Origin of the sequence: Streptomyces sp. 2P-4, from assembly GCF_030167965.1 — a bacterium.
GTDB classification, from domain to species: Bacteria; Actinomycetota; Actinomycetes; order Streptomycetales; family Streptomycetaceae; genus Streptomyces; species Streptomyces globosus_A.
This window is the reverse complement of record NZ_CP095011.1, coordinates 2,577,154-2,590,022: the sequence shown is the minus strand read 5'-3', so window position 1 is coordinate 2,590,022 and position 12,869 is coordinate 2,577,154. Positions and strand designations below refer to the sequence as shown.

Annotated in this window: 10 protein-coding genes; all 10 read left to right on the top strand. The window is 68.6% G+C overall.

What is annotated here, in order from left to right:
* Positions 1-42: 42 nt before the first annotated feature.
* Complete coding sequence (gene typA, locus MUK52_RS10855) at positions 43-1,947, top strand: translational GTPase TypA (RefSeq protein ID WP_114053999.1); 1,905 nt, start codon at positions 43-45, stop codon at positions 1,945-1,947.
* Between the two features lie 427 nt (positions 1,948-2,374).
* A complete protein-coding gene (locus MUK52_RS10850; protein ID WP_284575776.1) occupies positions 2,375-3,997 on the top strand; it encodes a peptide ABC transporter substrate-binding protein in 1,623 nt (540 codons plus the stop codon).
* Positions 3,998-4,095: 98 nt separating this feature from the next.
* On the top strand, positions 4,096-5,037 hold the full coding sequence (locus MUK52_RS10845) for an ABC transporter permease (RefSeq protein ID WP_114054001.1): 942 nt from the start codon (positions 4,096-4,098) through the stop codon (positions 5,035-5,037).
* Positions 5,030-5,998, top strand: coding sequence for an ABC transporter permease (locus MUK52_RS10840; RefSeq protein ID WP_114054002.1), 969 nt, complete (start codon positions 5,030-5,032; stop codon positions 5,996-5,998). The genes MUK52_RS10845 and MUK52_RS10840 overlap by 8 nt, the downstream gene beginning before the upstream one ends.
* Before the next feature lie 13 nt (positions 5,999-6,011).
* Positions 6,012-7,067: an ABC transporter ATP-binding protein gene (locus MUK52_RS10835; RefSeq protein WP_114054003.1), complete on the top strand. Its 1,056-nt coding sequence runs from the start codon at positions 6,012-6,014 to the stop codon at positions 7,065-7,067.
* Positions 7,060-8,106: an ABC transporter ATP-binding protein gene (locus tag MUK52_RS10830; RefSeq protein WP_114054004.1), complete on the top strand. Its 1,047-nt coding sequence runs from the start codon at positions 7,060-7,062 to the stop codon at positions 8,104-8,106. The genes MUK52_RS10835 and MUK52_RS10830 overlap by 8 nt, the downstream gene beginning before the upstream one ends.
* A 130-nt stretch (positions 8,107-8,236) precedes the next feature.
* Positions 8,237-9,175 (top strand): GNAT family N-acetyltransferase, encoded by a 939-nt coding sequence (locus MUK52_RS10825; protein ID WP_284575774.1) that lies wholly within the window; start codon positions 8,237-8,239, stop codon positions 9,173-9,175.
* Between the two features lie 108 nt (positions 9,176-9,283).
* A complete protein-coding gene (locus tag MUK52_RS10820; protein ID WP_114054006.1) occupies positions 9,284-10,906 on the top strand; it encodes a peptide ABC transporter substrate-binding protein in 1,623 nt (540 codons plus the stop codon).
* 45 nt (positions 10,907-10,951) lie between these two features.
* On the top strand, positions 10,952-11,875 hold the full coding sequence (locus MUK52_RS10815; protein WP_114054007.1) for an ABC transporter permease: 924 nt from the start codon (positions 10,952-10,954) through the stop codon (positions 11,873-11,875).
* The gene (locus MUK52_RS10810) at positions 11,868-12,863 is read left to right on the top strand and encodes an ABC transporter permease (protein WP_114054008.1); all 996 of its coding nucleotides are present in this window, start codon (positions 11,868-11,870) and stop codon (positions 12,861-12,863) included. The genes MUK52_RS10815 and MUK52_RS10810 overlap by 8 nt, the downstream gene beginning before the upstream one ends.
* Positions 12,864-12,869 lie beyond the last annotated feature (6 nt).

The following is a 12,869-nucleotide window of genomic DNA, read 5'->3' as shown; positions in this document are numbered from 1 at the left end:
ACCGTACGCGACGCCATCCACGATCCCGGGAGAAGCGCCGCAGTGCCCACGCGCCACGACATCCGCAACGTCGCCATCGTCGCCCACGTCGACCATGGCAAGACGACCATCGTCGACGCCATGCTCAAGCAGGCCGGCGCCTTCGCCGCCCACCAGCAGCTCGACGACCGCATGATGGACTCGAACGACCTGGAGCGTGAGAAGGGCATCACGATCCTCGCCAAGAACACGGCGGTGAAGTACCACCCCAAGGACGGCGGGGCCCCGATCACGATCAACATCATCGACACGCCCGGCCACGCCGACTTCGGCGGCGAGGTCGAGCGCGGCCTGTCGATGGTCGACGCCGTCGTCCTGCTGGTGGACGCCTCCGAGGGCCCGCTGCCGCAGACCCGCTTCGTGCTCCGCAAGGCCCTGCAGGCCCGGATGCCCGTCATCCTCTGCATCAACAAGACGGACCGCCCGGACTCCCGGATCGACGAGGTCGTCAACGAGACGTACGACCTGTTCCTGGACCTGGACGCGGACGAGGACCAGATCGAGTTCCCGATCGTCTACGCCTGCGGCCGTGACGGCATCGCCTCGCTGACCAAGCCGCAGGACGGCACCGTCCCCGCGGACAGCGACAACCTGGAGCCGTTCTTCTCCACCATCCTGGAGCACGTCCCGGCCCCGACGTACGAGGAGGACGCGCCGCTGCAGGCCCACGTCACCAACCTCGACGCCGACAACTTCCTCGGCCGCATCGCGCTGCTCCGCGTCGAGCAGGGCGAGCTGCGCAAGGGCCAGACGGTCGCGTGGATCAAGCGCGACGGCACGATCTCCAACGTGCGCATCACCGAGCTGATGATGACCGAGGCGCTCACCCGCAAGCCGGCCGAGGTGGCCGGCCCCGGTGACATCTGCGCCGTCGCCGGCATCCCCGACATCATGATCGGCGAGACGCTGGCCGACCCGGAGAACCCGGTCGCCCTGCCGCTGATCACGGTCGACGAGCCCGCGATCTCCATGGTCATCGGCACCAACACCTCCCCGCTGGTCGGCCGCGGCGGCTCCGGCAAGGGCGCCGACGCCAAGGCGGCGGTCAAGGACCGCAAGGTCACCGCCCGCCAGGTCAAGGACCGCCTGGACCGCGAGCTCATCGGCAACGTCTCGCTCCGCGTCCTCGACACCGACCGCCCGGACGCCTGGGAGGTCCAGGGCCGCGGTGAGCTCGCGCTCGCCATCCTGGTCGAGCAGATGCGCCGCGAGGGCTTCGAGCTGACCATCGGCAAGCCGCAGGTCGTCACCAAGGAGGTCGACGGCAAGGTCCACGAGCCCGTCGAGCGCATGACGATCGACGTGCCCGAGGAGCACATGGGCGCCGTCACCCAGCTCATGGGCGTCCGCAAGGGCCGTATGGACAACATGTCCAACCACGGCTCCGGCTGGGTCCGCATGGAGTTCGTCGTCCCGTCCCGCGGCCTGATCGGCTTCCGTACGGAGTTCCTGACGCAGACCCGCGGCACGGGCATCGCCCACTCCATCCACGAGGGCCACGAGCCGTGGTTCGGCCCGCTGCAGACGCGCAACAACGGCTCGCTGGTCGCCGACCGCGCCGGTGCGGTCACCGCCTTCGCGATGACCAACCTGCAGGAGCGCGGCGTGCTGTTCACCGACCCCGGCACCGAGGTGTACGAGGGCATGATCGTCGGCGAGAACTCGCGCTCCGACGACATGGACGTGAACATCACCAAGGAGAAGAAGCTCACGAACATGCGGTCCTCGTCGGCCGACTCGTTCGAGGCGATCGTTCCGCCGCGCAAGCTCTCCCTGGAGCAGTCCCTGGAGTTCTGCCGCGACGACGAGTGCGTCGAGGTGACCCCGGAGGCCGTCCGCATCCGCAAGGTCGTCCTGGACCAGAAGGAGCGCTCGCGCACCGCCTCGCGCGCCAAGGCCGCCAAGTAGTCCGGTAGTTGGCCGACCCGCCGGTCGCGCCGCACCGCAGGGCAGCCCCCCTCGCCACGCAGTCCCGTGGCGAGGGGGGCTGTTCGCGTTTGTCAAGCGGATTGTTGTGTTCAGTTGTCCGCATTCCGACCGTCGCGCTCCGGATGGTGAGTCAACCGTCCGTTTCGCGCGTGTCTGTCTCTGTTCCCTTTGTCCGGATTTCGGGTTTCTGGCGCGGATCGATGTTGTGAAAACGAGACCACTGAAGTGTGGTTTACGGTCGGGCGGTCCCTGAGGATGGCTCCATTGAGCTCGGGTCAATGGGTCACACGCTGTGGGGAGCGTCGACTCACGAGCACACACGATGGGGCCGGTTTTCGCTGTCAGGGGTGTCAGCGGGCCGGGTTCCGTCACGTATCGACAGTGACTCCTGAGGAGGCAATTACCCATGCGCGGAGCAACGAGCGCCAAGTGGGTCGCCGGTGCCGTCATCGTGGCGATGGCTGCAACGGCTTGCAGCACCAGCAAGGAAGGCGACGGCAAGGCCAAGTCCGGTGGCAACATCACCGTGGTGCTCGGCGAGCCGCAGCACGGCCTGATCGGTCAGAACACCGCCGAGTCCGAGGGCGCCGAGGTTCTCAACGCCCTCTTCACCGGCCTGGTGGACTACGACAACAAGACCAACGAGCCGAAGTATGCGGTGGCCGAGTCCATCGACACCCAGGACTCGAAGACCTGGACCATCAAGCTGAAGGACGGCTACACCTTCCACAACGGTGAGAAGGTCGACGCCCAGTCGTTCGTCCGCGCCTGGAACTGGGGCGCCAACCAGGAGAACGCCGCCGAGGGCCTGCCCTTCTTCTCCAAGATCGAGGGCTCCGACGAGCTGGCGCCGGGCAAGGACAAGAAGCCCACCGCCACCGAGCTCAAGGGCCTCAAGGTCGTCGACGAGAAGACCTTCACCGTCACGCTGAAGCAGCCCTTCTCGCAGTTCAAGACCATGCTGGGCTACAACGCCTTCTACCCGCTGCCGAAGGCGTTCGAGGCCGACCCGAAGAAGTTCGGCGAGGCCCCGATCGGCAACGGCCCGTTCCAGATGGACGGCGCCTGGGAGCACAACAAGCAGATCAAGGTCAAGCGCTTCGAGAACTACGCCGGCAGCAAGGCGAAGCTCGACGGCGTCACCTTCAAGATCTACGACAACCTGGACACGGCGTACAACGACCTGCGCGCCGACACCATCCAGATCGTCGACAAGCTCCCCACCTCGGCGATGGCCACCGTCTCCCAGGAGTTCGGCGAGCGCTACATCTACAAGCCGGAGTCGGGCGTCGGCTACGTCGGCCTGCCGATCTCCACCAACCCGGAGGCCTTCGGCAAGGTCGAGATCCGCAAGGCGATCTCCATGGCCATCGACCGGGAGGCGCTGACGAAGACCATCTTCAACAACACGCGCAAGCCGGCCGACGACTTCATCAGCCCCATCATCCCCGGCTACCGCAAGGGCGCCCTGGGCGAGGCGGGCACCTACAACCCGGCCAAGGCCAAGGAGCTGTGGACCCAGGCGGGCGGTGTTCCGGGCAACAAGATCGAGCTCGGCTACAACGCCGACGGCGGCCACAAGGAGTGGATCGAGGCCGTCGCCAACCAGCTGAAGGCGAACCTCGGCGTCGAGGTCACCCCCAAGCCGTTCGCCAAGTTCGGCGACATGCTCACCGACCTGGGCGACAAGAAGTACAAGGGCGCCTTCCGCATGGCGTGGTCCATGGACTACCCGGCCGCGGAGAACTACCTGCGTCCGATCTTCTCGAAGGTCGCGATCGACCACGGCTCGAACTACGGCGGCTACGTCAACGAAGAGTTCGAGAAGCTGATGGACGAGGCCGACAAGACCGTCGACCCGGCCGCCTCGATCAAGCTGTACCAGCAGGCCGATGACATCATCATCCGCGACCTGCCGTACATCCCGGTCTTCACCTACATGTCCTCCTCGGCCTACTCCAAGTCCGTGAAGAACGTCGAGATCGACGCCCAGGGCCGCATGGACCTGGCCAACGTCGAACTCAACTAACACGCTTCTTCACCAAGGGGAACTGACTCGGGGGCAAGCGGACGGAACAAGGGTTCCGTCCGCCTGCCCCCTGCCCCTGTTCAACTGCTGGAGGTCTGATGGGCCGCTACCTCATCCGCCGACTCATACAGGCGATCCCTGTTCTGCTCGGTGCCACTTTCCTGATCTACTTCCTCACCTTCGCGCTGGGCGGCGACCCCGTGCAGGCCCTCGCCGGCGAAAAGAAGGCCGACCCCCTCGTCGCCGCGATGCTGCGCGAGAAGTACCACCTCGACGACCCCTTCCTGGTCCAGTACTGGAACTACCTGACCGGTGTGCTCCAGGGGAACCTCGGCGAGACCCTGAACGGGCGCCAGGTCCTGGACCTCATCACCGAGGCCTTCCCGTACACGGTCAACCTCGCCATCGTGGCCTTCGCCATCGAGGCGCTCGTCGGCGTCACCGCCGGCATCATGGCCGCGCTGCGCCGCGGCAAGTTCCTCGACCAGCTGGTCCTCATCTCCACCCTGCTGGTCATCTCCATCCCGGTGTTCGTCACCGGCTTCGTCCTCCAGCTCCTCCTCGGAGTCGAGCTGAAGGAACTCGGGTTCGACTTCTTCCCGGTCTCCTTCAACGAGTCGGACGGGTTCAAGGCGTACCTGCTGCCCGGCTTCATCCTGGCCTCGACGTCCCTCGCGTACGTCACGCGCCTGACCCGGACCAGCCTGATGGAGACCATGCGCGCCGACTACGTGCGCACCGCGGTCGCCAAGGGCCTGCCCCGGCGCCGGGTGGTCGTGAACCACGCCCTGCGCAACGCGCTGATCCCGATCGTCACCTTCCTCGGCGCGGACCTCGGCTCCCTGATGGGCGGCGCGGTCATCACCGAGAACATCTTCAACATCAACGGCATCGGTGGCCTGATCGCCCAGGCCATCCGCCTCGACCAGGGCACCGTGCTCGTGGGCGTCGTGACGCTGCTCGTCCTCGTCTACCTGCTCGCCAACCTGATCGTGGACCTGCTCTACGCCGTGCTCGACCCGAGGATCCGCTATGCGTGACACGACTTCGGTGGAGGACTCGATGACCGACACCCAGACCGCCGGCGCCCCCTCCGCGGGCACCGCCGCCAGCGGCCCCGCGGGCGGGAAGAAGGACGAGAAGCCGGAGCGGATCGCCAGCCTCTGGTCCGACGCCTGGCGCGACCTGCGCAGCAACCCGATCTTCCTGATCGGCGCCTTCCTCGTCTTCTGCATGCTCGTGCTCTCCGCCGTGCCCGGCTGGTTCACCTCCGGCACCCCGTTCGCGGCGAACGCCTGCACCCTGCAGAACTCCCTGAAGCCGCCGACCGGCGAGAACTGGTTCGGCTTCGACGTCCAGGGCTGCGACATCTACACCCGCACCATCTGGGCCGCCCGCAACTCCGTCATCGTCGGTGTCGTGACCACCACCCTGGTCCTCACCGTCGGCGGCGCGCTCGGCCTGCTCGCCGGCTGGCTCGGCGGCCTCGTGGACAGCATCCTGTCCCGCATCACCGAGATCTTCTTCGCGATCCCGCTCCTCCTCGGCGGCATGCTGATCATGTCCGGCCGCGAGGGCAACGCCTGGACGGTCTCGGCGGTCCTCGCCACCCTGGGCTGGCCGCAGATCTTCCGCATCATGCGGTCGTCGGTGCTGCAGCACAAGAACAACGACTACGTCGTGGCGGCCCGCGCCCTCGGCGCGAGCACCATGCGCATCACGCTGCGGCACATCCTCCCGAACGCGGTGGCCCCCGTCATCGTGATCGGCGCGATCAGCCTCGGCGTGTACATCGGCGCGGAGGCGGCCCTGTCCTACCTCGGCATCGGCGTCCAGCCCCCGGAGATCTCCTGGGGCCTGATGATCAGCGACGCCAAGGACCGCTTCCTGCAGGCCCCGCACGTCCTGCTGTTCCCGGCCGCCGCCCTGAGCATCACCGTGCTCGCGTTCATCATGGTCGGCGACGCGGTCCGCGACGCCCTCGACCCGAAGCTGCGCTGAGGAAGGGCGTACGTTGACCAGCAACGACAAGACCACGAACGTCCCGGCGCCGCGCGCCGCGAGCGAGGGCACCCCCCTCCTCGAAGTGCGCGACCTGCACGTTGAGTTCCACACCCGCGACGGCGTCGCCAAGGCCGTCAACGGAGTCTCCTACTCCGTGGACGCCGGCGAGACCCTCGCCGTCCTCGGCGAGTCCGGCTCCGGCAAGTCCGTGACGGCGCAGGCCATCATGGGCATCCTCGACATGCCGCCCGGCAAGATCCCCTCCGGCGAGATCCTCTTCCGGGGCCAGGACCTGCTGAAGCTCCCGGCGGACGAGTACCGCAAGATCCGCGGCTCGAAGATCGCGATGATCTTCCAGGACGCGCTCTCCTCGCTGAACCCGGTGCACACCGTCGGCGCCCAGCTCGGGGAGATGTTCCGCGTCCACCGCGGCATGTCGAAGAAGGACTCGCTCGCCAAGGCCGTCGAACTGATGGACCGGGTGAAGATCCCCGCCGCCAAGGCGCGCGTGGGCGACTACCCGCACCAGTTCTCCGGCGGCATGCGCCAGCGCATCATGATCGCCATGGCGATGGCCCTGGAGCCCGACCTGATCATCGCCGACGAGCCGACCACGGCCCTCGACGTGACGGTCCAGGCCCAGGTCATGGACCTCCTCGCGGAACTCCAGCGCGAGATGAACATGGGCCTGATCCTGATCACCCACGACCTCGGCGTCGTCGCCGACGTCGCGGACAAGATCGCCGTCATGTACGGCGGCCGGATCGTCGAGACCGCCCCGGTCCACGAGATCTACAAGCGCCCCGCGCACCCGTACACCCGCGGCCTGCTCGACTCGATCCCGCGCCTGGACCTCAAGGGCCAGGAGCTGTACGCGATCAAGGGCCTGCCGCCCAACCTGCTGAACATCCCCTCGGGCTGCGCCTTCAACCCGCGCTGCCCGAAGGCGCAGGACGTCTGCCGCACCGACGTTCCGGTCCTGCACCGGGTGACCGAGCAGGACGGCACCGAGCTGCCGGGCCGCGGCAGCGCGTGCCACTTCTGGAAGGAGCAGATCCATGGCTGACCTCACCAAGGGCGAGCGCGAGCCGATCCTCCAGGTGCGCAACCTGGTCAAGCACTTCCCGCTGACCCAGGGCATCCTCTTCAAGAAGCAGGTCGGCGCGGTCAAGGCCGTCGACGGCGTCTCCTTCGACCTCTACCAGGGCGAGACCCTGGGCATCGTCGGCGAGTCCGGCTGCGGCAAGTCCACCGTCGCCAAGCTGCTGATGAGCCTGGAGCGCGCCACCTCCGGCGAGGTGTTCTACAAGGGCCAGGACATCACCAAGCTGTCCGGCCGCGCCCTCAAGGCCGTCCGCCGCAACATCCAGATGGTCTTCCAGGACCCGTACACCTCGCTGAACCCGCGCATGACGGTCGGCGACATCATCGGGGAGCCCTTCGAGATCCACCCCGAGGTGGCCCCGAAGGGCGACCGGCGCCGCAAGGTCCAGGAACTCCTGGACGTCGTCGGTCTGAACCCCGAGTACATCAACCGCTACCCGCACCAGTTCTCCGGCGGCCAGCGCCAGCGCATCGGCATCGCCCGCGGCCTCGCGCTCAACCCGGAGATCATCATCTGCGACGAGCCGGTCTCCGCGCTCGACGTGTCGGTGCAGGCGCAGGTCGTCAACCTGATGGAGAAGCTCCAGGACGAGTTCAACCTGTCGTACGTGTTCATCGCGCACGACCTGTCGATCGTCCGGCACATCTCCGACCGCGTCGGCGTGATGTACCTCGGCAAGATGGCCGAGATCGGCACCGACAACGAGATCTACGACCACCCGACGCACCCCTACACCCAGGCGCTGCTGTCGGCGGTCCCGGTCCCGGACCCGGAGGCCCGCGAAGGCCGCGAGCGGATCATCCTGACCGGCGACGTCCCGTCCCCGGCCAACCCGCCGTCGGGCTGCCGCTTCCGCACCCGCTGCTGGAAGGCGCAGGACATCTGCTCCACCGAGCAGCCGCTGCTCGCCGTCCCCGAGCGCTACCAGGGCCAGAACACCCTCGCGGCGCACGAGTCGGCCTGCCACTTCGCGGAGGAGCGGGCGGTCCTCGCCGTCTGACCTCCACCGCACCAGCGGACGCACCCGAGGGGCGCCCGGCACCGGACACGTCCGGAGCCGGGCGCCCCGGCGTTCCCCCGCCCCGGGAAAACGCGTTGCGGCGCGCGGGCGCCTCGCGGACAGTGGCCCGATGACCGACGTGATCACCGTGCGCCCCACCGGACCGGGGGACGCGGCCGACATCTGCGCCCTGCTCAATGCCGTCGACGAGATCGAGATAGGCAGGCCCGAGACCGACCTGGCCTCCGTCGAAGCCGACCTCAACCATCCCGGCGTGGACCTCTCCACGGACTCCTGGCTCGCCTTCCAGGACGGCCGGCTCGTCGGATACGGCATGGTCTGGGCCGACTCCGGGCCCGGGCGCGCGGACTGCGACCACTACGTGCTGCCCGGCCGCGACGCAGCGGCCACCGCCCTCTTCGAGCGGATCGAGGACCGCGCCCGCGAGATGGCCGCCGGGGCCCCGCAGGGCCGGCTGCGGCTCCAGCTCAACCGCGCCCCCACCCTGGACCTCGGCCTGCTGGCCGGCCGCGGCTACCGCACGATCCGCCACTACCAGGTGATGACCCGCGCCCTCGACCCGGCCGCCGACCTGCCGCCCGCCCCGCCCGCAGGGCTCGCCCTGCGGCACTGCGGCAGCGACCCGGCCGACCCGGCCCGCGCCCACGCCCTCGTCGAGGAGTCCTTCGCCGCCCACTTCGGGCATGTGGACCGCCCGTACGAGAACTGGCTCGACCACATCGACGGCCGCCGCCTCGACTGGTCCCTGGTGTGGATCGCGAGCCTGCCCGGCCACGGCGACGCCGCCGTCCTCCTCACCCGCGACGACCGCGCGAGCATGGCCTGGGTCAGCCACCTCGGCGTCCGCAAGGAGGTGCGCGGCCGCGGCATCGGCGGGTACCTGCTGCGCCACGCCTTCGCGGCCTACGCGGCCCGCGGCCGGGACACCCTCGGCCTCGGCGTCGACACCCGCAACGCGACCGGGGCGCTCGGCCTGTACGAGGCCCACGGCATGCGGCTGCACTACGCGGTGGACACCTGGGAGCTGCCCTTGCACCCGCTCGGGTGACAGCGGCTTTCCCCACGGGTGCAATCGGCCGAGCCGGGCGTGCGCCGGCACCCACATGGGGGGACATTGGCCCCGAAGCGAGTCCCGGGAGCCAGTAGGAGGCACTCCATGCGCGGAGCCACGCACGCCAGGTGGGCCGCAGCCGCGGTGGCCGTCGCCCTCGCGGCGACGGCCTGCGGCGGCGGCAGCGACAGCGGCGGCGAGGCGGGCATCGTCAGCTCCTCGTGGGGTGATCCGCAGAACCCGCTGGAGCCGGCCAACACCAACGAGGTGCAGGGCGGCAAGGTCCTCGACATGCTCTTCCGCGGGCTCGTGCGCTACGACCCGGCGACCGGCGAGGCGCAGAACATGCTGGCCGAGCGGATCGAGACGCAGGACAGCCAGAACTTCACCGTCACCCTGAAGGACGGCTGGACCTTCAGCAACGGCGAGCCCGTCACCGCCCAGTCCTTCGTGGACGCCTGGAACTACGGGGCGGACGTCCGCAACAAGCAGAACAACGCCCCGTTCTTCTCGGACATCGCCGGCTACGACGACGTCCACCCCTCCTCCGGCGACCCCACCGCCACGGCGATGAAGGGGCTGGTCGTCAAGGACGCCAAGACCTTCACCGTCGCGCTGGACAAGAAGTTCTCCACCTGGCCCGACACCCTCGGCTACCAGGCCTTCTCCCCGCTGCCGAAGGCCTTCTTCACCGACCACGCCGCCTGGCTGGACAAGCCCGTCGGCAACGGCCCGTACACGGTGGACTCCTACACCAAGGGCACCGGGATGAAGCTGCGCCGGTGGGACGGCTACCCCGGCGAGGACAAGGCCGTCAACGACGGCGTCGACCTCAAGGTCTACACCGACAACAACACCGCCTACACGGACCTGATCTCCGGCAACCTCGACCTCGTCGACGACATCCCCGCCCAGCAGCTGAAGAACGTCAAGAACGACCTCGGCGACCGGTACATCAACCAGCCCGCCCTGATCATCCAGACCCTCACCTTCCCGCTGTACGACCCGCAGTGGAGCAAGCCCGGCATGGAGAAGGTCCGCCGCGGCATCTCCATGGCCATCAACCGCGACGAGATCACCCGGCAGATCTTCCGGGAGACCCGCACCCCCGCCAAGGACTGGACCTCCCCCGCCCTCGGCGAGAAGGGCGGCTTCAACCCGGCCCTGTGCGGCGACGCCTGCACCTACGACCCGGCCGCGGCCAAGCAGCTGATCCAGGAGGGCGGCGGCCTGCCCGGCGGCAAGGTCACCCTCACGTCGAACGTGGACACCGGATCGCACCGCGACTGGATGGACGCCGTCTGCAACAGCATCAACAACGCCCTCGGCGAGGGCCCCGTGTGCACGGTCAACCCGGTCGGCACGTTCGCCGACTTCCGCAACCAGCAGAGCTCCTACAAGCTGACGGGCCCCTTCCGCTCGGGCTGGCAGGCGGACTACCCGCTGATCCAGAACTTCCTCCAGCCGCTCTACTACACGGGCGCCTCCTCCAACTACGGCAAGTTCAGCGACCCGCAGTTCGACAAGCTGGTCGACGAGGCCAACCAGGAGGCCGACCCGGCGCAGGCCATCGCCAAGTTCCAGGACGCGGAGAAGATCCTCGCCGCGCAGATGCCGTCCATCCCGCTCTGGTACCAGAACGGCAGCGCCGGGTACGCCGAGCGCCTCTCGGACGTCGCGCTCAACCAGTTCAGCGTCCCCGTCTACAACCGGATCAAGGTCAGCTGACCCGCCCGGCGGACACACCGGCCCACCCACCCCCCGGAGCAGTCCATGGGACGTTACGTGATCCGGCGGCTGCTCCAGATGATCCCGGTGTTCATCGGCAGCACGTTCCTGATCTTCATCATGGTGTACGCGCTCGGCGACCCGGTCGCCGCGCTGTTCGGCGACAAGGCCCCCGACCCGGCGACCGCCGCCCGCATCCGCAAGGACCTCTACCTCGACCGGCCGCTGTGGGAGCAGTACCTGCACTACATGGGCCAGATCTTCCAGGGCGACTTCGGCACCGCCTTCAACGGCCAGCCGGTCACCGAGCTGATGGCCTCGGCGTTCCCCGTCACCCTGCGCCTGACGCTCGTCGCCATCACGATCGAGATCGTCGTCGGCATCACCCTCGGCGTGGTCAGCGGACTGCGCCGGGGCCGGACCATCGACACCACCCTGCTGGTCCTGACCCTCGTCGTCATCTCCGTGCCGACCTTCGTCACCGGCTACCTGCTGCAGTACCTGCTGGGCGTCAAATGGGGCTGGGTCCGGCCCACCGTCTCCCCGGACGCCCCCCTGAACGAGCTGATCCTGCCCGGCATCGTCCTCGCGCTCGTCTCCCTCGCCTACGTCACCCGCCTCTCGCGCACCTCCATCGCCGAGAACACGAAGGCCGACTACGTCCGCACCGCCGTGGCCAAGGGCCTGCCCCGCCACCGGGTCATCACCCGCCACCTGCTGCGCAACTCGCTCATCCCCGTCGTCACCTTCATCGGCACCGACATCGGCGCCCTCATGGGCGGCGCGATCGTCACCGAGCGGATCTTCAACATCCACGGCGTCGGCTACCAGCTCTACCAGGGCATCCTGCGCAACAACTCCCCGACCGTCGTCGGCTTCGTCACCATCCTCGTCATCGTCTTCCTGCTGGCGAACCTGCTCGTCGACCTGCTCTACGCGGTCCTGGACCCGAGGATCCGCTATGCCTGAGCCGTACGACCCGCTGCAGCCCGGCGACAAGGAAGCCATCGCACCCACCGGAGCGGGCGGCGCCATGGACCTGGCCCTCGAAGAAGCGGAAAGCCTGGAGAAGCCCCTCGGAGGCGGCCCCGGCTCACCCGGACCCGGCACGAAGGCCCGCTCCCTGTGGTCCGACGCCTGGCACCAGCTGCGCCGCAACCCCGTCTTCGTCGTCTCCGCCCTGCTGATCGCCTTCCTCGTCGTCATCGCGATCTGGCCGCAGCTCATCGCGAGCGGCGACCCCCTGCAGTGCGACCTGTCCAAATCGCAGCAGGGATCCGCCCCCGGCCACCCCTTCGGCTACGACACCCAGGGCTGCGACGTCTACACCCGGACCGTGTACGGCGCCCGCGCCTCCATCACCGTCGGCGTCTGCGCCACCCTCGGCGCCGCCCTGCTCGGCTCGCTGCTCGGCGGCCTCGCCGGCTTCTTCGGAGGCTGGGGCGACGCGACGCTCTCCCGCGTCGCCGACATCTTCTTCGGCATCCCCGTCATCCTCGGCGGCCTGGTCTTCCTGTCCGTGGTCACCAGCACCACCGTCTGGCCGGTCGTCGGCTTCATCGTGCTCCTCGGCTGGCCGCAGATCGCCCGCATCGCCCGCGGCTCCGTCATCACCGCCAAACAGAACGACTACGTCCAGGCCGCCAGGGCGCTCGGCGCCGGCAACACCCGGCTGCTGCTGCGGCACGTCGCACCCAACGCCGTTGCGCCCGTCATCGTCGTCGCCACCATCGCGCTCGGCACGTACATCGCCCTGGAGGCCACCCTGTCCTTCCTCGGCGTGGGCCTGCGCCCGCCGACCGTCTCCTGGGGCATCGACATCTCCAACGCGGCCTCGCAGATCCGCAACGCCCCGCACATGCTGCTCTGGCCGGCCGGCGCGCTCAGCATCACCGTCCTGGCGTTCATCATGCTCGGCGACGCGGTGCGCGACGCCCTCGACCCCAAGCTGCGCTGAGGAGTG

Excerpts from the sequence above, each read along its gene's own strand:
- MUK52_RS10850 (WP_284575776.1), top strand. The coding sequence starts at position 2,375 with ATGCGCGGAGCAACGAGCGCCAAGTGGGTCGCCGGTGCCGTCATCGTG.
- MUK52_RS10845 (WP_114054001.1), top strand. The coding sequence starts at position 4,096 with ATGGGCCGCTACCTCATCCGCCGACTCATACAGGCGATCCCTGTTCTG.
- MUK52_RS10840 (WP_114054002.1), top strand. The coding sequence starts at position 5,030 with ATGCGTGACACGACTTCGGTGGAGGACTCGATGACCGACACCCAGACC.
- MUK52_RS10830 (WP_114054004.1), top strand. The coding sequence starts at position 7,060 with ATGGCTGACCTCACCAAGGGCGAGCGCGAGCCGATCCTCCAGGTGCGC.
- MUK52_RS10825 (WP_284575774.1), top strand. The coding sequence starts at position 8,237 with ATGACCGACGTGATCACCGTGCGCCCCACCGGACCGGGGGACGCGGCC.
- MUK52_RS10820 (WP_114054006.1), top strand. The coding sequence starts at position 9,284 with ATGCGCGGAGCCACGCACGCCAGGTGGGCCGCAGCCGCGGTGGCCGTC.
- MUK52_RS10815 (WP_114054007.1), top strand. The coding sequence starts at position 10,952 with ATGGGACGTTACGTGATCCGGCGGCTGCTCCAGATGATCCCGGTGTTC.
- MUK52_RS10810 (WP_114054008.1), top strand. The coding sequence starts at position 11,868 with ATGCCTGAGCCGTACGACCCGCTGCAGCCCGGCGACAAGGAAGCCATC.